This window comes from Pantoea sp. UBA5035, from assembly GCF_002415245.1.
In the GTDB taxonomy this organism is placed as follows: Bacteria; Pseudomonadota; Gammaproteobacteria; order Enterobacterales; family Enterobacteriaceae; genus Pantoea; species Pantoea septica.
The window spans coordinates 16,553-39,952 of record NZ_DICD01000024.1; the positions used below are offsets into that span (position 1 = coordinate 16,553).

Genomic DNA, 23,400 nt, shown 5'->3' on the forward strand with positions numbered 1-23,400 from the left:
TAAAACAGCGTCAGGCTATTAAAGCGTAGCTGGCTGGCCAGCGGCCAGGACTTCAGCGTCAATCAGGGCGTTGCGCACCGGCGCAAAGCTGCGGCGATGGTGCGGCGTGGCGCCATGCTGCGTCAGTTTTTCCATATGCAGCGCGGTAGGATAGCCTTTATGCTGCGCGAAGCCATACTGGGGGAACAGACGATCCAACTCCGCCATTTCGCTATCGCGCGACACCTTGGCGATAATCGACGCCGCGCTGATCTCCGCGACCAGGCTATCGCCTTTTACTACTGCCTGCGAAGGCATCGGCAGCGCCGGACAGCGGTTGCCGTCCACCAGCACGAAATCGGGCGCGATGGCCAGGCCGGCGACCGCGCGCTGCATCGCCAGCATGGTGGCGTGCAGAATATTGAGCCGGTCAATCTCCTCCGGCTCGGCGCGGCCCAGGCTCCACGCCAGCGCTTTTTCTTTGATCTCGTCGAACAGAGCGAGACGGCGCTTTTCCGATAATTTTTTTGAGTCCGCCAGCCCCTGAATCGGGTTGGCCGGATCGAGAATCACTGCCGCCGTAACGACCGCGCCGACCAGCGGACCGCGGCCCACTTCGTCAACGCCCGCAATCAGGCGGGCATTGGGATAGATAAAATCAGCCATTGGCGATCTCCAGTACGGCGTCCGCTGCCTGTTCGTCTGCGTTCCAGCGGATCTGCTGATGCAGTTCGGTGAAGGTCGCGAGCAGCGCATCGCGTTGCGCCCCGGCATGCAGCAGCGGCTCAAGCGCCGCCGCCAGCGCGTGCGGTTCGCACTCCTCCTGCAGCAGCTCTTTCACCAGCTCGCGCCCCGCCAGCAGATTGGGCAGCGAGACGTAAGGCGTCTTCACCAGCCGCTTCGCCAGCCAGAAGGTTGAGGGCTTCATACGATAGCCGACCACCATCGGACATTTTGCCAGCATACACTCCAGCGCGGCGGTGCCGGATGCCAGAATCGCGGCGTCGCTCGCAATCATCGCCTCGCGTCCCTGGCCGTCCAGCAGATGCATCGGCACTTCAGGAGCGACGTCGGCTTTGATCTGTTCGAACTGCGCACGACGTTTCGCGTTGACCAGCGGCACGACGATTTCCAGCGCCGGGTAGCGTACCCGCAGCAGCTGGGCCGCCCGCAGAAAATCGGCGCTGAGCATCTCGACTTCCGCATGTCGGCTGCCAGGCAGCAGCGCGAGGCAGAGCGCCTCGTCGCTAATGCCTAGCGTGCGGCGTGCGGCAGACTTATCCGGCTGCAGCGGCATCGCATCCGCCATGGTGTGGCCGATAAAGCGGCACGGCACGTTGAAGCGATCGTAAAAGGCTTTTTCAAACGGCAGGAAGGCGAGCACCAGATTGGTATTACGACCAATTTTAAATACGCGCTTTTGTCGCCACGCCCAGACAGAGGGGCTGACGTAGTGAATGGTGCGAATGCCGTTGCGTTTCAGCCGCCCTTCCAGCCGGATATTAAAATCGGGCGCATCGATGCCGACGAAGACGTCCGGCTTGAGCGCGGTAAAGCGTTCCGTCAGGTCGCGGCCGATTTTCATCAGGCGCGGCAGACGGCCGAGCACTTCCACGATGCCCATCACCGCCAGCTCTTCCATCTCATACCAGACTTCGCAGCCTTCGGCCTGCATGCGCGGGCCGGCCACGCCGACGAAACGGGCATCGGGATGGCGCGCTTTAAGCGCGCGGATCAGACCCGCACCAAGAATATCGCCGGAAGTTTCTCCGGCGACCAGGGCTATCGTAAGGGGACGCACTGACATGAATTAACGAATCAACCCACGCGTAGAACGAGCGAAGAAGTCGTAGAAAGGCTGCACTTCGCTATGCTGCTTCGCCAGCGCTTCGATTTCCGGCTTGGCTTCTTCCAGCGTTTTGTTGCTGCGGTACAGCACCTTATAGGCGTTGCGAATAGCGTGCAGCGCCTCTTTGCTGAAGCCGCGACGTTTCAGGCCTTCGATATTGATACCGAACGGCGTCGCGTGGTTGCCCTGCGCGATAATGTACGGCGGCACATCCTGCGCGACGCCTGAACACCCGCCGACCATCACATGCGCGCCGATGGTGCACCACTGATGCACCGCCGTCATTCCGCCGATAATCGCAAAATCGTCCACGGTGACGTGACCGCCCAGCGTGGCGTTGTTGGCGAAAATGCAGCGGTTGCCGATCACGCAGTCGTGCGCGATGTGCGCATTCACCATCAGCAGGTTATCGCTGCCGATAGTGGTGACCCCGCCGCCCTGCGCGGTGCCGCGATGAATGGTTACGCTTTCGCGGATGCGGTTGCGATCGCCTACTTCAACGCGCGTCGGCTCGCCGGCATATTTCAGATCCTGGTTTACTTCACCGATAGAGGCGAACTGATAGATCTGGTTATCTTTCCCGATGCGCGTGTGGCCATTGATGACCACATGCGACTTCAGGACCGTCCCTTCACCGATTTCCACATGCGCGCCGATAAAGCAGAATGGGCCGATGTGGACGTTGGGGCCAATGATGGCCCCATCTTCGATGACGGAACTGGCATGGATGGTGGCGGTTGGATCAATCACAGATTATGCCTCCCGGCTACGGGCACACATCATGGTCGCTTCACAGACGATCTTGCCGTCAACGGTAGCAACGCCTTTAAAACGCGTCAAACCGCGGCGGGTTTTCTCGAAAGTCACTTCCATGATCATTTGATCGCCCGGTACGACCGGACGCTTGAAACGGGCTTCGTCGATGCCGGCGAAATAGTAGAGCTCACCCGGCTCCAGTTTACCCACGCTTTTAAACGCCAGGATACCGGTAGCCTGCGCCATCGCTTCGAGGATCAGAACGCCAGGGAAAATCGGTTTACCAGGGAAATGCCCCTGGAAAAACGGTTCGTTAACAGAGACGTTCTTTACCGCGCGCAGATACTTGTGCTCTTCAAACTCCAGCACGCGATCAACCAGCAGAAACGGGTAGCGGTGCGGCAGCAGCTCTAAAATTTCTTCAATTTTCAGAGTATGAGTTTCAGTAGTCAAAATACTCTTCCTGTCCTAAAAATCTGATGACATCAATAACACGGCCTGCACAGATCAATATGATCCTCCGCAGGCCGAAATCGGTTCAATGGCGCCTGGCTTGCCTGCTTAACAGTTTTTATTAGCAAGCCGGTCGCATGTGGGATGGCGTTTAGTCGTCTTTGCCGACCTTCCGCTCGATGGCTTTTAAGCGTTTGCTCATGTCATCGATGTTCATCACCAGCGCTGCAGTTTTGCGCCAGGTTTTATTGGGTTGTAGCGGAATGCCCGAGGAGTATACCCCAGGCTCTGTGATAGGACGCATAACCATGCCCATACCGGTAACAGTCACCTTGTCACAGATTTCCATATGGCCGTTAATGACGCTGGCGCCGCCAATCATACAGTAACGTCCAATTTTCAAACTACCCGCCATGATCACACCACCCGCAACCGCGGTATTGTCGCCAATAACCACGTTGTGTGCGATCTGACACTGGTTGTCTATGATAACACCATTGCCGATCAGAGTGTTATCCAGCGCGCCACGATCGATAGTGGTACAGGCGCCGATTTCTACCCGATCGCCGATAATTACAGCGCCAAGCTGCGGGATTTTCACCCAATTGCCACGATCGTTGGCGTAGCCGAAACCGTCCGCGCCGATCACGGTGCCGGACTGAATCAGACAATCCTGACCGATTTCGATTTCATGGTAAACGGTGACGTTGGCCCAGAGGCGACTGTTGTTGCCGATGCGCGTCTTTTTGCCAACGAAGCAGCCCGCGCCGATGACGACGTTGTCGCCAAGCACCACGTCCGATTCAATCACCGCATTAGCGCCGACAGAGACATTCTGCCCCAGCTTCGCGCTGGGATCGATTACCGCGCTGGGCGCGATATTCTGTGCAGGCTGCGGCGTGGTATCCAGCAGCTGAGCCATGCGCGCATAGGTCAGATAGGGATTCTTCACTACCAGCGCGGCCGAGTGGCACCACTCCAGATCCGCTTCCGTCAGCACCACGGCCGAAGCCTGACACTGGGCGAGCTGCTCGCGGTAGCGGCTGTTGCTGAGAAATGTGATTTGGCCGGTTTGGGCGGATTGCATAGAAGCAATGCCGGAGATGGCGAGGTCGCCATCTCCGTGCAATTCTGCATCCAACTGCTGGGCTAAATCAGCCAGTCGAATTGATGACATCGATTATTTAACCTGTTTCAGCACGTCAGCAGTAATGTCTTTCGCGTTTGCCGCGTAAGCCACCGCGTTGGCGTCGATCACCACGTCATAACCTTCGTCGCTCGCGACTTTCTTCACGGCGTCCTGAATGCGGCTCAGCAGTTTGTTACGCTCTTCCATCTGACGGCGGCGGTTATCCTGCTCGAAAGCCTGGGCTTTAGAAGAGAAGGCTTCGCGCTGCGACATGACGTCTTTTTCCATGCGGCTGCGATCGCTGGCCTTCATGGTTGAACCGTCGCGCTGCAGGCGCTGCATTTTGGTTTGCAGATCGCGTTCCTGGCTCTGCAGCTCGGTTGCGCGGCCTTTGAATTCGTTTTCCAGCTGTTTAGCAACGGTCGCACGCTGCGGTAACTGTTGGAAAATGCTGGACACGTTTACCACTGCGATTTTGTCAGCAGCCTGAGCGCCTGCGGATACAGCTAAAGCAAGACCCAGTCCTGCGGCACACAACAACTTTTTCACTATAAACTCCTTACCATCAACGTTTGTGTCAGCGACACAGTGTTTGCTCCGAACCGCACTAAAAACCGCGGTTCGGTAGCAAGACTTCAGCTTATGCTTCCTTGCTCAGAACCTTACCAGGTTTTACCAATGTTAAACTGGAACTGTTCTGATTTGTCCCCTTCCACTTTTTTGACCGGCTGGGCATAAGAGAAGACCAGCGGCCCCAGCGGGGACATCCACTGCAGCGCAATACCGCTTGAAACGCGGATATTGTTTGGATCGCTATAGTCCGGGATGCCGGCAGCGCGGGTTTCAGCCGTATTCTGCCACTTGGTATCCCAGACGGTACCTGCATCCACGAACAGCGAGGTGCGTACCGAGTTGGCGTATTTCTCGCTCAGGAACGGCGTCGGCGTAATCAGTTCCAGGCTGGCCACCGCCATCGCGTTGCCGCCGACCGCGTCATCCGACTTACAAATGCCGTTTGGATCGCTCAGCGTACAGGTTGACGAGCGGTCGTTCAGGTAAGCCGCTTTCGGACCGATGGTGTTGGAGCGGAAACCGCGCACCGTGCTCGAGCCACCCGCGTAGAAGTTCTCATAGAACGGCATCTCTTTACCGCCCAGACCATCGCCGTACCCGACGCGGCCGCGGCCTAACACCACCCAGGTGCGATCGCGGTTAAGCGGCACGTACTGCTGGGTATCCAGCGTCGCTTTGTAGAAGCTGTTGTCCGATCCCGGGATAGTGACCTTACCGTTCAGGTTGGTACGGTTACCCGAGGTCGGGAAGAAGCCGCGATCCAGGGTGTTGTACGTCCAGCCGTAGTTGAAGGTGAAGTCATCCGCAGAGAAGTCGCCTTTGTCGTTCAGCTCCTGCGGCTTGCCGACCGAATCAAGATAGCGCCACATCGCCACCTGCGGCTGCATGTTGGAAAGGTCGTTGTGCACATAGCCCAGACCCACACGCAGGGTGTTGTTTTCGTTGACCGGGAAGCCCAGCGTGCCGTCTACGCCATAACTTTTATTGGTGTAGTCGGACAGGTCGGCATCGTCTGCTTTAAAGTCGTTATAGAAGACGCGGCCGCCCAGGCTCACGCCGTCGACCGTAAAGTACGGATCGGTCAGCGAGAATTCAGCATAGGTCTGATAGTCATTTTTGGTACCGCTGATGCTCACCGTGTTGCCGGTGCCCAGCCAGTTGTCCTGGGTGACGCCAACCTGGAAGCTGACGCCGCTTTCGGTGCCGTAGCCGACGCCGAAGTTAAAGGTACCGGTGTTGCGCTCTTTCACCTTGTAGACAACGTCTACCTGATCGGGGGCGCCCGGCACGCGCTGGGTGTCCACATCAACGGTTTCAAAGTAGCCGGTGCGGTTCAGGCGCTCTTTGCCCTGCTCCACCAGATCGCTACCCAGCCATGCGCCTTCCATCTGGCGCATTTCGCGACGCAGCACCGCATCTTTCGAGGTGTCGTTGCCTTCGAAGCGCACTTTACGCACGTAATAACGATTGCCGGCATCGACGCTGATATGCAGCTTCACCGTTTTATCGGCGTCGTTGATTTCAGGCTGCGTCATGACGCGCGGATAGGCGTAGCCGTAACGGCCCAGCAGCTTTTTGATATCATCTTCCATCTGGGTGACTTTGGTGCCGTTATAGAGCTCGCCCGATGGGATCTGCGTCAGATGTTCAATTTCTGCCGAGTGGCCTGCCATGCTGCCGTTGACGATCACGCCAGCGATTTTGTACTGATCGCCTTCGGTGATGTTAACGGTGATGTAGATGCCTTTTTTATCCGGCGTCAGGCTGACCTGCGTCGAATCGATGTTAAAGCGCGCATAGCCGCGATCGAGATAGAAGCTGCGCAGCGTCTCAAGGTCGCCCGCCAGTTTTTGCTTCTGATATTTGCGATCGCCGACCACGTTCCACCACGGCACTTCGTCGCGCAGCTGGAAGCGGGAGATCAGCTCGTCAGAGCTAAACGCCTTGTTGCCGACGATGTTAATCTGCTGGATCTTGGCGGAGACGCCCTCGGTGAAGACCAGTTTCAGGTCGACGCGGTTGCGCGGCAGCGGCGTCACCACGGCCTTCACGTTGGCGGTGTATTTACCGACGCTGTAGTAGAAATCCTCCAGTCCCTTCTCAATCGAAGAGATGGTGGTGCGGTCCAGGGCTTCGCCTACGCGTACGCCAGAGGCCTCAAGGTTCTGCTTGAGCTGCTCCTCTTTCACCGCTTTGTTGCCGGTAAAGGTAATGCTGGCAATGGTAGGACGTTCTTTCACCTGAACAATCAGCGTAGTTCCGTCGCGCAGGACCTGAACATCCTCAAAGTTGCCAGTAGCGAACAGTGAACGAATGGTATTTTTGACATCTTCGTCATTAACCGTATCGCCAACTCGTACCGGCATGCTCAGCAGAGCCGCGCCGACGGCGACTCGCTGCAGCCCTTCGAAATGAATATCCTTCACCACGAAATCGTCTGCACCGTAAACGGTGGCGCTGCTAAACAGCAGCGACGCTATGAGCAACTTTTTCATCGCCATCGTTATTATGCGTTTTCCTAACACATCCCGCGTCTGTCTGCGTTCCAGCGATTACAGACGTGAGAAATCATTGAAAAGTGCAAGCCCCATTAACAACACCAGCAGAATTGAGCCAATGCGATAACTGAAGTCCTGAACTCGCTCGGACACCGGTCCACCTTTGATCTTTTCGATCGCCAGGAAGAGCAAATGCCCACCATCTAACACCGGCAGCGGGAAGAGGTTGATGATTCCAAGGTTGACGCTAATCAACGCCAGAAACATCAGGTAGTAAATCATCCCGTATTCCGCTGACAATCCTGCGCCCTGCGCAATCGAAATCGGCCCGCTCAGGTTGTTCAGCTTTACATCGCCGGTAATTAACTTGCCCAGCATGGAGACCGTCAGCTTCATTAGTTGCCAGGTTTTCGCGCTGGCCTCACCGACAGCGTCAAACGCGCCATACTGCCTTACCGTTTTGTAGGCTTCCGGCAGCGGGACTACGCGCGGGATCACCCCGGCGAAACCCTCTGCCTTCGCGCCTGGCCTGGCTTCCGGCGTCAGGTGCAGCTGCACCGTTTCGCCGTTGCGATTTACGTCCAGGACCATCTCTTTGCCAGGATTATCCCGCACCTGCATGACAAAACTTTGCCATTGCGTTAACGGCTGACCATCGACTTTAACGATCCTGTCGCCCGCTTGCAAACCGGCAACGCTCGCGGGCGAGTCAGCCTGCACCTCCGCCAGCGTGGTTTCGATTTGCGGACCGCGCGGACGAATGCCCAGCGCCACAACCGGATCCTCTTTGTCTGGCTCGAACTGCCAGTTGCGCAGATCGACCGCTTTCTGTTGCGTCGCCTCTTCGCCGAAGCGCGAGACGGTCAGCACCGTTTGCGCGTCGCCGATTTTGCCGATCAGCGCCATACGCACGGCATCCCAGTCAGGCGTTTCGATACCGTCGACTGCTTTAAGTTCCATCCCGCTGACAATTTGCGCCTGCGCCGCCACCGATCCGTTCACAATTTCGCCAACGACCGGACGTACGCCCGGAACGCCGTGAATAAACACGACCCAGTAGGCGAACACGGCGAAGATGAAATTAGCGACGGGACCGGCGGCGATAATCGAGGCGCGCTGCCAGATGGCTTTATTGTTGAAAGCCTGATGACGCAGTTCGGCGGGCACGCTTTCCACGCGCTCGTCGAGCATTTTGACATAGCCCCCGAGCGGGATCAGCGCGATAACGTATTCGGTGCCCTGCTTATCGCGACGCTTCCAGAGCGCCTTGCCGAAGCCGATCGAGAAGCGTTCAACGCGCACGCCGCAGCGGCGCGCTACCCAGAAATGACCGAATTCGTGAACGGTGATCAGCACGCCAAGGGCGATGATAAAGGCGACAAAACTCCACAATATACTCAACATCTACGCCTGTCCTCAGAGAGTGCGGAACACCAGCAGCAGTAAACAGGCGAAAACCGGCACCGCCGCGGTGAGGCTGTCGATGCGATCGAGTATGCCGCCGTGACCCGGGATCAGGCTGCCGCTGTCTTTTATGCCCGCTTCACGTTTGAACATGCTTTCCGTTAAATCGCCCAGCACCGAGGCGAGCGTCGCCAGCACGGCGCAGACAATCAGCGTACCGGCGGAGACGGTCAGCGGCGCTAAGCTAGCGAACAGCCAGGCGATCAGCGCGGAAGAGACCAGGCCGCCGAAAAAGCCTTCCCAGGTTTTACCGGGCGAGACCTTAGGCGCCAGCTTATGTTTGCCGAACAGCCTGCCGAACATGTAGGCGCCGGAATCCGCGCCCCACACCAGGAACATCACGAACAGCAGCCACCATGAGCCGGCGTAGTGATCGCTCTCGTAGTGGTACTGACGCAGCGCCATCATGCCCCAGAAAAAGGGGATCAGGGTGAGGATGCCGAACACCAGGCGCAAGGGGCGTGAATGGCGCCACAGAGAGGCCGATGCGGGATAAGAGAGAACCAGGAACAGCGCCACAATCCACCACGCCAGCGACGCCCAGAGCGAAGTGGCGACCTGCGGCAGATGCACGTCACGCTGATAGGGAGGAAGAGTAAAGAGCATCCCCGCCAGCAGCAGCCCGCACAGCAGGGAAAGCCAGATGCGCTGTTGGCGCGACGCCATGCCCGCAAGCTGGCCCCATTCCCAGGCGCCGAGCATGCAGATGATAATCGTCGTAATCGCAAAACCAACGGGCGGTAACCAGAAAAGCGCAGCAATCACCAGCGGAATGAGAATAAGCGCGGTAATCAGACGAGACTTCAGCAAAGGTTACCCCCTGTTTGCTCAGGCGCCGCCTGGTGCAGCGCCGCCAAAACGACGCTCCCGCAGAGAGAATGCATTCAGTGCACCTTCAAAAACGTGTTCATCAAAATCAGGCCAGAGAACATCGGTAAAATAAAACTCAGCATAGGCGATCTGCCACAGCAGGAAGTTGCTAATCCGATGCTCTCCCCCGGTCCTTATCACTAGATCCACTGGAGCCAGTCCCTGCATGCACAGATGGGCAGACAGGTTTTCCTCGGTGATCTGGTCAGGACGCAGCAAACCTTCCTGAACCTGCTCAGCGAGTTTTTTCACTCCCTGGATAATATCCCAACGTCCGCCATAGTTCGCGGCAATATTGAGAGTCAGTCCACTATTTTGCTGAGTCAGTTCCTCGGCGCGACGAATACGCTCCTGAATACGGTTACTGAAACGGCTCACGTCGCCGATGATGCGCAGACGCACGTTGTGCTTATGCAGGCTCTTAACTTCGCTGTCGAGCGCCCAGACAAACAGCTCCATCAGCGCCGTGACTTCCTGAGGCGGACGGCTCCAGTTTTCACTGCTGAAGGCATAGAGCGTCAGCGCTTCGAGATTATTGCTGACGGCGAAGCTGACGGAGCGGCGCACCGCTTTAACGCCCGCTTTATGGCCGGAAATACGCAGTTTTCCCTGATTTTTAGCCCAACGACCATTGCCATCCATAATGATAGCCACGTGACGCGGGCCTGTTCCCTGTTGGTCATCGGTTTTGTTGTGATTATTGGACGACATAACGCGTAATTAATTCCTGTTGTCAGAAATGCTGTGGTTTCTGAATACATTGCGCCCGGTCTTCTCCCGCCCAAAAGGGGCGAGGCGCATCAGATGCGATGCCATACCCGGAAACGCGAGCGAGCGACTATACCATTTTCGCTACAGGCGAACAAATAGCGGCGCGCGTTAACGCGAGGTCGCGAAACGCGGCAGCATCTCTGTGGCGCTGGCGCGCGCGGCGCGGTCGATATCCAGCACGGCGTCCACCGAGTCCGGCTCCGCAAAGGTCTGCGCCGCCAGCGCTTCGCTGTTGATCGCCGCGATGTCGGTAAAGCGGATCTGGTTAGCCAGAAAGGCCGCCACCGCAACCTCATTGGCCGCGTTCAGCGTCGTGGTCGCCGCCTGCCCTGCCTCGCAGGCATCTATCGCCAGTTTCAGGCAAGGGTAGCGGGCAAAGTCAGGTTCAGCGAACGTCAGCGCGGACATGCGGGTGAAGTCCAGCGGCGTGACGCCTGCCGGAATACGCGCAGGCCAGGCCATGCAGTGTGCAATGGGGGTGCGCATATCCGGTGAACCGAGCTGAGCCAGCACGCTGCCGTCGCAGTAGCGCACCATGGAGTGGATCATCGACTGCGGATGCAGGATCACCTCCATTTGCGCTGCGCTGGCGTTAAATAACCAGCGGGCTTCAATGTATTCGAGACCTTTATTCATCATGGTGGCCGAGTCGACGGAGATTTTACGTCCCATCGACCAGTTCGGATGCGCGCAGGCCTGCTCTGGCGACATGGTCGCGAGGTCAGCCAGCGGCGTGTCACGAAAAGGACCACCCGATCCCGTAAGGATAATGGACTCAATGCCATTTTCTCGCAGGTCAGCGTATCCTAACTGATGCTGGATGGAAGCGGGCAAACTCTGAAAAATCGCGTTATGCTCGCTGTCGACGGGCAGCAGCTGCGCCTGATGATGGCGTACAGCCTCCATAAACAAACGGCCGCAGGTGACAAGCGACTCTTTATTGGCGAGCAGCACGCTTTTCCCGGCGCGGATCGCCGCCAGCGTCGGCAGCAAACCCGAGGCGCCGACAATTGCCGCCATCACCTGGTCGACCTCGTCAAGCGCCGCCAGCTCGCACGCAGCCTGAACGCCGGAGAGCACTTCGGTAGAGACGTTGAGTGCTTTCAGTCGTTCACGCAGCGCCTGCGCGGAGGCTTCATCCGCCATTGCCGCATAGCGCGGCTGAAAGGCCTGACACTGTTCCGCCATCAGCGCAACGTTCTGTCCGGCCACCAGCGCGGTGATTTGATAGAGCTCAGGATTGGCGCGCACCACCGCCAGCGTGCTGGCGCCGATTGATCCGGTAGAACCCAGCAAGGTTAATCGCTTCATTAAGCTATCCCTGTGAAGACGTCGAATAACTCCGCAAGCGCGGAAGGCATAATGTAAAACGCCGCCAGAGCGCATTCGCAATGAACACAGCCCTGAACGGCGTTTTATACCCAAGGATATCGGGTATAGAGAGCAACCGATGGGATTAGAACTCCATCAGCTCCTTCTCTTTTTCGGCCAGCGCCGCATCGACGTTCTTGATGCGCGCATCGGTCATTTTCTGGATCTCTTCCTGAGTACGACGCTCATCGTCTTCGCTGATCTCTTTATCTTTCAGCAAGGCTTTGATTTTGTCGTTGGCGTCGCGGCGCACGTTGCGCACGGAGACGCGGCCCTGCTCGGCTTCGCCGCGCACGATCTTGATCAGATCTTTACGACGCTCTTCGGTCAGCGCAGGCAGCGGAACGCGGATGTCGCTACCGGCTGAGTTCGGGTTCAGGCCGAGGTCAGAAGCCATGATAGCTTTTTCCACTGCCGGGCCCATGGAGCGGTCGAACACGTTGATTTTCAGCGTGCGTGAATCTTCTACGGTGACGGAAGCGAGCTGACGCAGCGGCGTCGGCGTACCGTAGTATTCGACCACGATACCGTCGAGCAGTGAAGGTGAAGCGCGACCGGTGCGCACTTTGCTGATGGTGTTTTTAAACGCTTCGACGCATTTGTCCATGCGCGTTTCAGCATCTTTTTTGATGTCGTTAATCACGTTGAAACCCTTGGATTCGGTTTGACCTGGCCATTCCGGCGGCGCCGGAAGCGGTATCGCTGTTGAGCGATAATCCTGAATGGTGCGCGGTGAAGTTCACCGCGCCGACAGAATATACCTTATTTTATCTTGCGTCGGGTATTAATGCGTAATCAGGGTGCCTTCTTTTTCGCCCATGACTACGCGACGCAGCGCGCCAGGTTTATTCATATTAAATACGCGGATCGGCAGCTGGTGGTCACGCGCCAGCGTAAAGGCCGCCAGATCCATTACTTTCAGCTCGCGTTCCAGCACTTCGGCGTAGGAGAGCTGATCATAGAGCGTCGCATCCGGGTTTTTCACCGGATCGGCAGAGTAAACGCCGTCGACTTTGGTCGCCTTCAGCACCACGTCCGCTTCGATCTCGATGCCGCGCAGGCAGGCCGCCGAGTCGGTGGTGAAGAACGGGTTGCCGGTGCCGGCGGAGAAAATCACCACGCGGTTGTTGCGCAGCAGGCTGATCGCTTCGGCCCAGCTGTAGTTGTCGCACACGCCGTTGAGGGGAATAGCGGACATCAGGCGCGCGTTTACGTAAGCACGGTGCAGCGCGTCGCGCATCGCCAGGCCGTTCATTACGGTCGCCAGCATACCCATATGGTCGCCTACGACGCGGTTCATTCCCGCCTGTGCCAGACCTGCGCCGCGGAACAGGTTGCCGCCGCCAATCACCACGCCTACCTGAATGCCCAGCTCGACCAGTTCTTTCACCTCTTGCGCCATGCGGTCAAGCACGCTCGCGTCGATACCAAAACCTTCGGCACCTTGCAGTGCTTCGCCACTCAGTTTCAGCAGGATACGTTGATATACAGGTTTTGCGTTGGTCGCCATGGTCGGTTCTTCCTGGAAGAGTTGAAAAGGAGAAGTTAAATCTGATCGATCATCCGCTTAGCGCGCGTAAATTACTATTGGGATGAGACTGAAAAGCGTCTGCTTAGCGTAGCAGACAAAAAAGAACCGCCTTCTGGCGGTTCCTTTCACAGCATTAAGACTGTTTGGACATTGCCGCTACTTCAGCAGCGAAGTCGCTTTCGACTTTCTCAATGCCTTCGCCCACTTCGAAGCGGATGAAGTTGATGACGTCAGCGCCCTGCTCTTTCAGCGCCTGGCCAACGGTTTTGCTCGGATCGATAACGAAAGCCTGACCGGTCAGAGAGACTTCGCCGGTGAATTTCTTCATGCGGCCTTCAACCATCTTCTCTGCGATCTCTTTCGGCTTGCCAGACTGCATCGCGATGTCCAGCTGAACCTGGTACTCTTTCTCAACCACGTCGGCAGAGACGTCTTCCGGCTTAACGAATTCCGGCTTGCTGGCTGCAACGTGCATAGCGATCTGCTTGATCAGCTCTTCGTCAGCGCCTTTCGCGGAGATCAGTACGCCGATACGCGCGCCGTGCAGGTATGAACCCAGCTGCTCGCCTTCCAGCACTGCGATACGACGGATGTTGATGTTTTCGCCGATTTTCGCTACCAGCGCAACGCGCTCTTCTTCGAATTTCGCTTTCAGCGCTTCAACGTCGGTGATGCGTTCTGCGGTCGCCGCGTCCAGCACTTTGTCAGCGAAGGCCTGGAAACCAGCGTCTTTCGCAACGAAGTCAGTCTGGCAGTTAACTTCCAGGATCACGCCGTAGTTGCCGTCGATTTTGGTTTTGATCACGCCGTCAGCAGCCACGTTGCCTGCTTTTTTCGCCGCTTTGATCGCGCCGGACTTACGCATGTTCTCAATCGCCAGCTCGATGTCGCCATTCGCTTCGGTCAGCGCTTTTTTGCAGTCCATCATGCCCGCGCCAGTACGCTCGCGCAGTTCTTTTACCAGTGCAGCGGTAATTTCAGCCATTCCAGAATCCTCGGTTCGTACCCCCGTGCTTGCGCACTAAGGCACCTGTTGCGGAAAATTTACTCTGTCCCGCCCGCCTGATAAGGAGGCGTGACAGACGGAGATAAAATAAAGGGGCCAAGACTGGCCCCTTAACAGATTACATCTGATGTCTAAGGGCTCTTTGTCAGAGCGAACCTTATTAAGCGTTTTCTAAAGACGCTTCTTCAGCCTGCTCAGCCAGGTCCTGTGAACGGCCTTCGCGCACGGTAGTGGCAACGGCAGTCAGGTACAGGCTAACAGCACGGATCGCATCGTCGTTACCCGGGATAACGAAGTCAACGCCGTCTGGATCAGAGTTGGTATCAACGATCGCGAATACCGGGATACCCAAGTTGTTCGCTTCTTTGATCGCGATGTGCTCGTGATCGGCGTCGATAACGAACAGCGCGTCCGGCAGACCGCCCATGTCTTTGATACCGCCCAGGCTGTTTTCCAGCTTGGCCAGTTCGCGACCGCGCATCAGCGCTTCTTTCTTGGTCAGTTTGTCGAAGGTGCCGTCCTGAGACTGAGTCTCAAGATCTTTCAGACGTTTGATAGACTGACGAACGGTTTTCCAGTTGGTCAGCATACCACCCAGCCAGCGGTGGTTTACAAAGAACTGGTCGCAGCTCAGTGCAGACTCTTTAATCGCTTCGCTGGCAGCGCGCTTGGTACCGACGAACAGGATCTTGCCTTTACGGGCAGAGATTTTGTTCAGCTCAGCCAGAGCGTTGTTGAACATCGGTACAGTCTGCTCAAGGTTGATGATGTGAACTTTGTTACGCGCACCGAAGATGAACGGCTTCATTTTCGGGTTCCAGTAACGGGTCTGGTGACCGAAGTGAACACCAGCCTTGAGCATGTCGCGCATGGAAACAGTTGCCATGATTACCTCTAGATTAAGTTTGGGGTTGGGCCTCCATGTATCCCATACGACCGACCTCTTTCGAAGCACCCCGGCGTATGTGTCGATACATGTGTGTTTTAGTACACAAAGTGAGTTTTTCGCGTTTCTCGTCGACCATAACGGCCTGACAGAGAATCGTCGGCGCGCTTTATACCACAACCACGCTGCTGAAGCCAGAATTTGTTCAGCGCGCGGCCGCGCGACGCGAACTGTTTGGCGGCCTGGTTTTCGGCTGCTAACATGACAGCACATCGTTCATTATTGCTGAAATTTTCGGCAACTGCGGATTAATTTAATGGCAATTTCAATTAAAACCCCTGAAGAAATCGAAAAAATGCGCGTCGCCGGCCGACTGGCCGCCGAGGTGCTGGAGATGATCGCCCCGCACGTCAAACCCGGCGTCTCTACCGGCGAACTCGACCGCATCTGCCACGATTACATCACCAACGAGCAGCACGCCATCTCCGCCTGCCTCGGCTATCACGGCTTTCCGAAATCGGTCTGCATCTCGGTCAACGAAGTGGTGTGTCACGGCATTCCCAGCGACGATCGCCTGCTGAAAGATGGCGACATCATCAACATCGACGTGACCGTGATTAAAGACGAATACCACGGCGACACCTCGAAGATGTTTATCGTCGGCAAGCCGACCATCCAGGGCGAGCGTCTGTGCCATATCACCCAGGAGAGCCTCTACCTGGCGCTGCGCCTGGTGAAGCCGGGCATTCGTCTGCGCGAGCTGGGCCGCGCCATTCAGAAATATGTTGAATCGCACGATTTCTCTGTGGTGCGCGAGTACTGCGGCCACGGTATCGGCAAAGGCTTCCACGAAGAGCCGCAGGTGCTGCACTACGATGCAGACGACGGCGGCGTGGTGCTGCAGGCGGGCATGACCTTTACCGTCGAGCCGATGGTCAACGCCGGCGATTACCGCATCCGCACCATGAAAGACGGCTGGACGGTAAAAACCAAAGATCGCAGCTTGTCCGCGCAGTACGAGCATACTATTGTGGTGACCGATAACGGCTGCGAAATCCTGACCCTGCGTAGCGACGACACCATCGACGCGGTGCTGGTCAACGAAGGGTAATCGTCCCCACTGATAAAAAGCCGGCCCTGCGCCGGTTTTTTTATGGCTCAAGAAGAGAGAAGCGGTATGAGCGCTATCCTGACGGATGAGGTCATTGACGGCCTGCAAGACTCCCCGGCGCACTGGGATGACGCGGCGCTGACCCGCGACGCCCTGAAGCAGAAGCTGGAAACCTTTAACGCCTTTCTCTCCACGGCGTTCGACGCCGGCGAATCGGCAGAAACGCTGATTGACGCGCGCACCCTGTTTATTGACCGTCTGCTGCGCCGCCTGTGGCGCTTTTACGGCTTTGACGCCCTGCCCGCTATCGCGCTGGTGGCGGTCGGCGGCTACGGCCGCGGCGAGCTGCATCCCCTTTCCGACGTCGACATTCTGATCCTCAGCCGCGATCCGCTCGACGACGCGAGCGCGCAGCAAACCAGCGAACTGCTGACGCTGCTGTGGGATCTCAAACTGGAGGTAGGCCACAGCGTGCGCACGCTGGAGGAGTGTCTGCTGGAAGGATTAGCCGACCTGACCGTCGCCACCAACCTTATCGAGTCGCGCATGCTGACCGGCGACGTCGCCCTGTTTCTGGAGATGCAAAAGAATATCTTCAGCGAAGGCTTCTGGCCGTCGGCGACCTTTTACGCCGCCAAGATCGAAGAGCAGCAGGCGCGCCATCAGCGCTATCACGGCACCAGCTATAACCTTGAGCCCGATATCAAAAGCAGCCCAGGCGGCCTGCGCGATATCCATACGCTGCAGTGGGTGGCGCGCCGCCACTTCGGCGCCACCACGCTGGATGAAATGGTGGGGTTCGGCTTCCTCACCGAAGCGGAACGCAACGAGCTCAACGAATGTCAGGCATTTCTCTGGCGCATCCGCTTCGCGCTGCATCTGACGCTGACGCGCTACGACAACCGGCTGCTGTTCGACCGTCAGCTCAACGTCGCGCAGCGCCTTAACTACCAGGGCGAAGGCAACGAGCCGGTAGAACGCATGATGAAGGATTTCTTCCGCGTCACGCGCCGCATCGGCGAGCTAAACCAGATGCTGCTGCAGCTGTTCGACGAAGCGATCCTGGCGCTCTCCACCACCGAAAAGCCGCGTCCGCTGGACGACACCTTTCAGCTGCGCGGCAACCTGATCGACCTGCGTGACGAAACGCTGTTCGAGCGCGAACCGCAGGCGATCCTGCGCATGTTCTACGTGATGGTGCGCAACGAAAACATTCGCGGCATCTACTCCACCACGCTGCGCCAGCTGCGCTACGCGCGTCGTCATCTCAAACAGCCGCTGTGTCAGATCCCGGAAGCGCGTCAGCTCTTTATGGCGATTCTGCGCCATCCGGGCGCGGTCAAGCGCGCGCTGCTGCCGATGCACCGCCATAGCGTGCTCTGGGCCTACACGCCGCTGTGGGGACATATCGTCGGACAGATGCAGTTCGACCTGTTCCACGCCTACACCGTCGATGAGCACACCATCCGCGTGCTGCAAAAGCTGGAGAGCTTCGCCAGCGAGACAACGCGCCCGATGCATCCGCTCTGCGTGGAGCTCTGGCCGCGTCTGCCGCAGCAGGAACTGCTGCTGATGGCGGCGCTGCTGCACGACATCGCCAAAGGCCGCAACGGCGATCACTCGATTCTCGGCGCGCAGGACGCACTGGAGTTCGCCGAGCTGCACGGCCTCAACTCGCGCGAGACGCAGCTGGTCGCCTGGCTGGTGCGCCATCATCTGCTGATGTCGGTGACGGCGCAGCGCCGCGATATTCAGGATCCCACCGTGATTCAGCAGTTTGCCGAGGTGATGCAGAACGAGAATCGGCTACGCTATCTGGTCTGCCTGACCGTGGCCGATATCTGCGCCACCAACGAAACGTTGTGGAACAGCTGGAAGCAGAGTCTGTTGCGCGAGCTCTTCTTCGCCACCGAGAAGCAGCTGCGGCGCGGCATGGAGAACAGCCCGGATCTGCGCGAGCGCGTGCGTCATCACCGGCTGCAGGCGCTGGCGCTGCTACGCATGGACAATATCGACGAAGAGCGGCTGCACAATATCTGGAACCGCTGCCGCGCCGACTATTTCCTGCGCCACACGCCAAACCAGCTCGCGTGGCATGCGCGTCATCTGATGGAGCACGATTTGCGCCAGCCGCTGGTGCTGGTCAGCCCGCAGGCGACGCGCGGCGGCACCGAGATTTTTATCTGGAGTCCCGACCGCCCTTATCTCTTCGCGACCGTGGCGGGCGAGCTGGACCGTCGCAATCTCAGCGTGCACGACGCGCAGATTTTCACCAGCCGCGACGGCATGGCGATGGATACCTTTATCGTGCTGGAGCCGGACGGCAGTCCGCTGGCGCCCGATCGCCACCTGATGATCCGCCAGGCACTGGAGCAGGCGATCGCCCAGACCAGCTGGAATCCACCGCGCACGCGCCGTGCGTCGGCGAAGCTGCGCCACTTCAGCGTCGATACCGAAGTCAACTTTTTGCCGACCCACACCGATCGCCGCAGCTATCTGGAGCTGGTGGCGCTCGATCAGCCCGGCCTGCTGGCGCGCGTGGGCGAAGTCTTCGCCGATATGGGCGTCTCGCTGCACGGGGCGCGCATCAGTACTATCGGCGAGCGCGTCGAGGATTTGTTTATTCTGGCCAACAGCGAGCGGCGCGCGCTTGACGCGGAAATGCGCAAAGCGTTGCGACAACGGTTGACAGAAGCCCTTAATCCAAACGATAAAGTGTGACCGCAATCGATTTACTTATTTACTCTTTGTGCCGGGACGTGGTCCGGCATGCACCAGACAGATCAGGAAAAAATTATGCAACAGTTACAGAGCGTTATTGAAACGGCCTTCGAGCGTCGCGCCGAGATTACTCCGACGAGCGTCGATCCGGTGACCCGTGAAGCTATCAACCAGGTGATCGCTCAGCTGGACAGCGGCGCGCTGCGCGTAGCAGAAAAGATCGACGGTCAGTGGGTAACGCATCAGTGGCTGAAGATGGCAGTGCTGCTGTCGTTCCGCATTAACGAAAACCAGGTGATGGAAGGCGCAGAAACCCGCTTTTATGACAAGGTGCCGATGAAGTTCGCCGGCTGGGACGACGCGCGCTTTAAAGCCGCGGGCTTTCGCGTCGTGCCGCCGGCGGCGGTTCGCCAGGGCGCCTATATCGCGCGCAATACCGTGCTGATGCCGTCCTACGTCAATATCGGCGCTTACGTCGACGAAGGCAGCATGGTTGATACCTGGGCGACCGTAGGCTCCTGCGCGCAGATTGGCAAAAACGTCCACCTTTCCGGCGGCGTCGGCATTGGCGGCGTGCTGGAGCCGCTGCAGGCGAACCCGACCATCATCGAAGATAACTGCTTTATCGGCGCGCGCTCCGAGATTGTCGAAGGGGTGATCGTGGAAGAAGGCGCCGTGATTTCGATGGGCGTTTACATCGGCCAGAGCACCAAAATCTACGATCGCGAAACCGGCGAAGTGCACTACGGCCGCGTACCCGCAGGTTCCGTGGTGGTTTCCGGCAACCTGCCCTCTAAAGATGGCAGCTACAGCCTCTACTGCGCGGTCATCGTGAAGAAAGTCGACGCGAAAACGCGCGGCAAAGTGGGTATCAACGAACTGCTGCGCACTATCGACTAAGCTTCTGCGACGGGCCCCTGCGGCCCGTCATTTTTTCTTTACACTTCTCCCTCTTACTACCTGATTCGCGCGGCGAATTAACAGGTGCGTTTACTTTTTACCCAGGTCATAATCCGCGCCAGTTATCTCCCGTCGCGCAGTGTTCAATCCGTTTTTTGTCTACAGTTATTTTTGTGCCATGAACACAGATGCGCGCTTCTCTCTTTTTGGTGGAAAAATCGCTATGTATGACAACCTTAAAAGCTTAGGCATTAATAACCCGGACGATATCGATCGCTACAGCCTGCGTCAGGAAGCCAACAACGACATCCTTAAAATTTACTTTCGTAAAGACAAAGGCGAGTTCTTCGCCAAGAGCGTGAAGTTTAAATATCCGCGCCAGCGCAAAACCGTGGTCGCAGACAATATCAATCAGGGCTACAAAGAGGTTCAGGAGATCAGCCCGAACCTGCGCTATGTGATCGACGAACTGGATCAGATCTGCCAGCGCGATCAGGTGGAAGTGGATCTGAAGCGTAAGATCCTGGCGGATCTGCGTCATCTGGAGAGCGTGGTGACCAACAAAATTGCCGAGATTGAAGGCGATCTGGACAAGCTGACGCGCAATAACCGGTAATGCGTCGGCTGTTGCCTTGCTACAGAAGGCGCCAGCGCTCAGACCAGTCGACAGAAGGCTAGCCAACGCTGGCCTTTTTTTTATCGTCTCAGCTCTGCTCGTCCAGCTGCAACGCCACATAGAGCAGCAGACGATCGTCAAACTGACTGAGGTTCAGTCCGGTCAGCTCGGAAATGCGGTTCAGCCGATACTCCAGCGTGTTGCGGTGAATAAAAAGCGCGCGTGCCGTAGCGCTGGGCTGCACGTTATGGGTAAACCAGGCCACCAGGGTGCGCCGCAGCAGACCGTTATTATCCATGCTTTTCAGCCGCGCCAGCGGACGCGCCAGTTCGTTCGCCTGCCAGCCGCCGCGCAGGCTGTCGAGCAGCACCGGCAAGACTAAATCCTGATAGAAATAGCTGCGCAGCTCCGGCATACGCTGCTTGCCGACCATCATGGTGGTGCGCGCGGTGCGATACGAGCGCGCAATGCTGCCCGGCCCGGTAAAATAGTTGCCGAGCGCGATGCGCATCCGCACCTGGCCGCTCTCTTTCATACGCTGCAGCAGCTGTTCGACGCGCTTGCGATGATCGTCCTGATCGTAGCGCCCGTGCGCATTCAGCGCCGGCTTCAGCACCACCATCTCCGTCAGGGAAACGATGGCGATCAGGTTATCGCGCTCCGGGGTAGTCAGCAGCGTTTGTAGCTGCTGAAGCTCCGACATCGCGCTGTCGACGCCGAGCTGTCCGCTGTCGACCTCCACCACCGCCACCACGCGCGGCTGATTGAGATCGATGCCGAGACGCTGCGCCCACTCGGTCAGCTGCGGCGTCACGCTTTCGCTGCGGATAAGGTTCAGCACCAGCTCCTCGCGCAGACGGCTGTCCTGCGCCAGCATATGCAGCAGTCGGGTCTGCTCCAGCATCATCTCCGCCGTCATGCAAACCAGCTCGCCGTAGTGGCGCAGCGCGACCGGATCGCCGGTCAGGCCGATGACGCCGACGATTTCGCCGTCGATGCGCAGCGGCAGATTGATGCCTGGCCGCACGCCGTGCAGATGTTTCGCCACCGCCTCGTCGATGTCCACCACGCGTCCCTGGGAGAGCACCAGCAGCGCGCCTTCGTGCAATTCGCCAATACGCTCGCGATCGCCGCTGCCAATGATGCGGCCGCGCGCATCCATCACGTTGACATTGCTGTCAATAATCTTCATGGTGCGCGCCACGATATCCTGCGCAAGGCGCGCATCGAGATGATAGGTTGCCATCTGTAAATCCTGACAGAGAGTGAATGCTACAGCATACGCATGGCGGCGAGAGCAGGCATTGTGCAAATGCACAGAGCCAGACGGGGATTTACAGGTTTTGCGGCTCCGGTCACACTCTGAACCGCGCCCATAAAAAAGGCGGACCGAAGTCCGCCTGAGGAGATAAATAACGTTACTGCATCAGCAGATAGATGCTGCTGTCGCCGCGCTTAACGTTAAGCGCCAGCACCGACGGCTTGGTGTCGAGGATTTTACGTAGTTCACCCAGGTTGGCGACGCGCTGCTGGTTGACGCCAAGGATGATGTCGCCTTTTTTCAGGCCGATACGCGCTGCGGCGCTGTTGGGCTTCACGTTATCCACGCGCACCCCTTTATCGCTGCCGCTGTCGTTGCTCAGATCAGCGCCCTCGATACCGGTGTAGATGGTGGCAGACTGCACCTTATCCTGCGTGCTCTGCTGCAGCTCGACGGTTACGCTCACCGGTTTGCCGTCGCGCAGCAGGCCAAGCTGCAGTTTGGTGCCGATCGGCAGCGAACCGACTTCGGCGCGCAGGGCGGCAAAACTGCTCAGCGGCTTGCCGTTCATCGACACCACCACGTCGCCCGCCTTCACGCCCGCTTTCGCCGCGGCGGAGTTCGGCAGCACCTGGCTGACGAAGGCGCCGCGCTGCGCGTCGACCTTCATCGCTTTCGCCAGCTCGGAGTTCAGCTCAGCACCCAGAATACCCAGCTCGCCGCGTTTCACCTGACCGAACTCCACCATCTGTCCGGTGAGGTTTTTCACCATATTACTCGGGATAGCGAAGCCGATGCCGATATTGCCGCCGTCCGGCGCGAGGATCGCGGTGTTAATGCCGATCAGCTCGCCGTTAAGATTCACCAGCGCGCCGCCGGAGTTGCCGCGGTTAATCGCCGCATCGGTCTGAATAAAGTTTTCATAGTTTTCGACGTTAAGCCCGCTGCGTCCCAGCGCCGAAACGATGCCTGAAGTGACGGTTTCGCCCAGGCCGTACGGGTTGCCGATGGCGACGGTGTAGTCGCCGACACGCAGGTTGTCGGAGTCAGCGATTTTAATCGCCGTCAGGTTTTTCGCGTCGATCAGCTGCACCAGCGCAATATCGGAACGCGGATCTTTGCCAATGACTTTACCGTCATAGCGGCGGCCATCGCTGAGCTGCACCTGAATTTTGGTGGCGTTGTCGACAACGTGGTTGTTGGTCACCACATAGCCTTTTTCGGCGTTGATCACGACGCCGGAGCCAAGCGCGCGGAATTTTTCCTGTTGGGTGTTGGGGCCAGCGCCGCCCGCGCCGCCCTGACACATCGGCGAGCTCTGGAAAGGCGAGCCCTCCTGGCAGAAAGGCGAATTATCGCCAAAGAACTGCTGAAACTGCGGCGGCAGGCGCGGCGTTTTTACCGTGGTGCTGCCTTCAACGCTGATGCTGACCACTGACGGCATCACTTTTTCCAGCATCGGCGCCAGGCTCGGCAGCTGCTGACTGGTAGAAGAAGCCGATTCAGCGGCGAAAACGGCGGCAGGGCTTAACGCCAGGCCAAGACTGAGCGCCAGCGCGCTCAACGTTAGGGTGTTTTTTTTCATTCGTATTAGTCTCATCCAGTAATAAACGCCAGACCCTTGCTGTGGTCAGTTATGAGATTAATCTTTTAAC

General features: G+C 57.9%; 21 protein-coding genes. 4 read left to right on the forward strand and 17 right to left on the reverse strand.

The annotated features are described in order from the left end of the window. Positions 1-18 precede the first annotated feature (18 nt). From rnhB to rpsB, 15 genes are all read right to left on the reverse strand, one after another. On the reverse strand, positions 19-645 hold the full coding sequence (gene rnhB, locus B3229_RS15645; RefSeq protein ID WP_033749598.1) for a ribonuclease HII: 627 nt from the start codon (positions 643-645) through the stop codon (positions 19-21). After that, entirely contained in the window at positions 638-1,786 is a 1,149-nt protein-coding gene (lpxB, locus tag B3229_RS15650; RefSeq protein ID WP_048781336.1) for a lipid-A-disaccharide synthase, read from the reverse strand. The genes rnhB and lpxB overlap by 8 nt, the downstream gene beginning before the upstream one ends. A 3-nt stretch (positions 1,787-1,789) precedes the next feature. Next, positions 1,790-2,578 carry an acyl-ACP--UDP-N-acetylglucosamine O-acyltransferase gene (gene lpxA, locus B3229_RS15655; protein WP_286872232.1) on the reverse strand — a complete coding sequence of 263 codons (789 nt, stop codon included), beginning with the start codon at positions 2,576-2,578 and terminating at the stop codon, positions 1,790-1,792. 3 nt (positions 2,579-2,581) lie between these two features. Beyond that, positions 2,582-3,037: a 3-hydroxyacyl-ACP dehydratase FabZ gene (gene fabZ / locus B3229_RS15660; protein ID WP_013507953.1), complete on the reverse strand. Its 456-nt coding sequence runs from the start codon at positions 3,035-3,037 to the stop codon at positions 2,582-2,584. 151 nt (positions 3,038-3,188) lie between these two features. After that, positions 3,189-4,214, reverse strand: a complete 1,026-nt coding sequence (lpxD, locus tag B3229_RS15665) for a UDP-3-O-(3-hydroxymyristoyl)glucosamine N-acyltransferase (protein WP_033749592.1) — start codon at positions 4,212-4,214, stop codon at positions 3,189-3,191. A 3-nt stretch (positions 4,215-4,217) separates the two neighbouring features. Further along, positions 4,218-4,715, reverse strand: coding sequence for a molecular chaperone Skp (gene skp, locus B3229_RS15670; protein ID WP_033749591.1), 498 nt, complete (start codon positions 4,713-4,715; stop codon positions 4,218-4,220). Positions 4,716-4,828: 113 nt separating this feature from the next. Beyond that, positions 4,829-7,240 carry an outer membrane protein assembly factor BamA gene (bamA, locus tag B3229_RS15675; protein WP_048781337.1) on the reverse strand — a complete coding sequence of 804 codons (2,412 nt, stop codon included), beginning with the start codon at positions 7,238-7,240 and terminating at the stop codon, positions 4,829-4,831. Positions 7,241-7,291: 51 nt separating this feature from the next. After that, positions 7,292-8,641: a sigma E protease regulator RseP gene (rseP, locus tag B3229_RS15680; RefSeq protein WP_286872263.1), complete on the reverse strand. Its 1,350-nt coding sequence runs from the start codon at positions 8,639-8,641 to the stop codon at positions 7,292-7,294. A 12-nt stretch (positions 8,642-8,653) separates the two neighbouring features. Continuing rightward, positions 8,654-9,511: a phosphatidate cytidylyltransferase gene (cdsA, locus tag B3229_RS15685; protein WP_033749587.1), complete on the reverse strand. Its 858-nt coding sequence runs from the start codon at positions 9,509-9,511 to the stop codon at positions 8,654-8,656. An 18-nt stretch (positions 9,512-9,529) separates the two neighbouring features. After that, positions 9,530-10,282 (reverse strand): (2E,6E)-farnesyl-diphosphate-specific ditrans,polycis-undecaprenyl-diphosphate synthase, encoded by a 753-nt coding sequence (gene ispU, locus B3229_RS15690; RefSeq protein ID WP_033793566.1) that lies wholly within the window; start codon positions 10,280-10,282, stop codon positions 9,530-9,532. A 168-nt stretch (positions 10,283-10,450) separates the two neighbouring features. Then, on the reverse strand, positions 10,451-11,653 hold the full coding sequence (ispC, locus tag B3229_RS15695; RefSeq protein ID WP_286872269.1) for a 1-deoxy-D-xylulose-5-phosphate reductoisomerase: 1,203 nt from the start codon (positions 11,651-11,653) through the stop codon (positions 10,451-10,453). 145 nt (positions 11,654-11,798) lie between these two features. Continuing rightward, positions 11,799-12,356, reverse strand: a complete 558-nt coding sequence (gene frr, locus B3229_RS15700; RefSeq protein WP_033749583.1) for a ribosome recycling factor — start codon at positions 12,354-12,356, stop codon at positions 11,799-11,801. Between the two features lie 141 nt (positions 12,357-12,497). Continuing rightward, positions 12,498-13,223 carry a UMP kinase gene (pyrH, locus tag B3229_RS15705; RefSeq protein ID WP_033749581.1) on the reverse strand — a complete coding sequence of 242 codons (726 nt, stop codon included), beginning with the start codon at positions 13,221-13,223 and terminating at the stop codon, positions 12,498-12,500. 154 nt (positions 13,224-13,377) lie between these two features. Further along, on the reverse strand, positions 13,378-14,229 hold the full coding sequence (gene tsf / locus B3229_RS15710) for a translation elongation factor Ts (RefSeq protein ID WP_033749580.1): 852 nt from the start codon (positions 14,227-14,229) through the stop codon (positions 13,378-13,380). Positions 14,230-14,410: 181 nt separating this feature from the next. Next, complete coding sequence (gene rpsB, locus B3229_RS15715) at positions 14,411-15,136, reverse strand: 30S ribosomal protein S2 (protein ID WP_048781339.1); 726 nt, start codon at positions 15,134-15,136, stop codon at positions 14,411-14,413. 316 nt (positions 15,137-15,452) lie between these two features. Between rpsB and map the strand changes: the two genes are divergently transcribed. The 4 genes from map to B3229_RS15735 all read left to right on the forward strand — a co-directional run bounded on the left by map (position 15,453) and on the right by B3229_RS15735 (position 20,484). Then, positions 15,453-16,247, forward strand: coding sequence for a type I methionyl aminopeptidase (gene map / locus B3229_RS15720; protein WP_103793999.1), 795 nt, complete (start codon positions 15,453-15,455; stop codon positions 16,245-16,247). A 66-nt stretch (positions 16,248-16,313) separates the two neighbouring features. Then, entirely contained in the window at positions 16,314-18,968 is a 2,655-nt protein-coding gene (gene glnD, locus B3229_RS15725) for a bifunctional uridylyltransferase/uridylyl-removing protein GlnD (RefSeq protein ID WP_048781341.1), read from the forward strand. Between the two features lie 75 nt (positions 18,969-19,043). Next, on the forward strand, positions 19,044-19,868 hold the full coding sequence (dapD, locus tag B3229_RS15730) for a 2,3,4,5-tetrahydropyridine-2,6-dicarboxylate N-succinyltransferase (protein WP_033749576.1): 825 nt from the start codon (positions 19,044-19,046) through the stop codon (positions 19,866-19,868). 223 nt (positions 19,869-20,091) lie between these two features. Next, complete coding sequence (locus tag B3229_RS15735; protein ID WP_033749575.1) at positions 20,092-20,484, forward strand: DUF3461 family protein; 393 nt, start codon at positions 20,092-20,094, stop codon at positions 20,482-20,484. 88 nt (positions 20,485-20,572) lie between these two features. Here B3229_RS15735 and B3229_RS15740 read toward each other — a convergent pair whose 3' ends face one another. After that, on the reverse strand, positions 20,573-21,730 hold the full coding sequence (locus B3229_RS15740; RefSeq protein WP_286872280.1) for a CdaR family transcriptional regulator: 1,158 nt from the start codon (positions 21,728-21,730) through the stop codon (positions 20,573-20,575). A gap of 172 nt (positions 21,731-21,902) precedes the next feature. After that, positions 21,903-23,330: a serine endoprotease DegP gene (gene degP, locus B3229_RS15745; RefSeq protein ID WP_033749572.1), complete on the reverse strand. Its 1,428-nt coding sequence runs from the start codon at positions 23,328-23,330 to the stop codon at positions 21,903-21,905. Between the last annotated feature and the right edge of the window lie 70 nt (positions 23,331-23,400).

Excerpts from the sequence above, each read along its gene's own strand:
- ispC (WP_286872269.1), bottom strand. The coding sequence starts at position 11,653 with ATGAAGCGATTAACCTTGCTGGGTTCTACCGGATCAATCGGCGCCAGC.
- lpxB (WP_048781336.1), bottom strand. The coding sequence starts at position 1,786 with ATGTCAGTGCGTCCCCTTACGATAGCCCTGGTCGCCGGAGAAACTTCC.
- rnhB (WP_033749598.1), bottom strand. The coding sequence starts at position 645 with ATGGCTGATTTTATCTATCCCAATGCCCGCCTGATTGCGGGCGTTGAC.
- rpsB (WP_048781339.1), bottom strand. The coding sequence starts at position 15,136 with ATGGCAACTGTTTCCATGCGCGACATGCTCAAGGCTGGTGTTCACTTC.
- degP (WP_033749572.1), bottom strand. The coding sequence starts at position 23,330 with ATGAAAAAAAACACCCTAACGTTGAGCGCGCTGGCGCTCAGTCTTGGC.
- tsf (WP_033749580.1), bottom strand. The coding sequence starts at position 14,229 with ATGGCTGAAATTACCGCTGCACTGGTAAAAGAACTGCGCGAGCGTACT.
- pyrH (WP_033749581.1), bottom strand. The coding sequence starts at position 13,223 with ATGGCGACCAACGCAAAACCTGTATATCAACGTATCCTGCTGAAACTG.
- bamA (WP_048781337.1), bottom strand. The coding sequence starts at position 7,240 with ATGGCGATGAAAAAGTTGCTCATAGCGTCGCTGCTGTTTAGCAGCGCC.
- B3229_RS15735 (WP_033749575.1), top strand. The coding sequence starts at position 20,092 with ATGTATGACAACCTTAAAAGCTTAGGCATTAATAACCCGGACGATATC.
- lpxD (WP_033749592.1), bottom strand. The coding sequence starts at position 4,214 with ATGTCATCAATTCGACTGGCTGATTTAGCCCAGCAGTTGGATGCAGAA.
- glnD (WP_048781341.1), top strand. The coding sequence starts at position 16,314 with ATGAGCGCTATCCTGACGGATGAGGTCATTGACGGCCTGCAAGACTCC.
- dapD (WP_033749576.1), top strand. The coding sequence starts at position 19,044 with ATGCAACAGTTACAGAGCGTTATTGAAACGGCCTTCGAGCGTCGCGCC.
- ispU (WP_033793566.1), bottom strand. The coding sequence starts at position 10,282 with ATGTCGTCCAATAATCACAACAAAACCGATGACCAACAGGGAACAGGC.
- B3229_RS15740 (WP_286872280.1), bottom strand. The coding sequence starts at position 21,730 with ATGGCAACCTATCATCTCGATGCGCGCCTTGCGCAGGATATCGTGGCG.
- rseP (WP_286872263.1), bottom strand. The coding sequence starts at position 8,641 with ATGTTGAGTATATTGTGGAGTTTTGTCGCCTTTATCATCGCCCTTGGC.
- map (WP_103793999.1), top strand. The coding sequence starts at position 15,453 with ATGGCAATTTCAATTAAAACCCCTGAAGAAATCGAAAAAATGCGCGTC.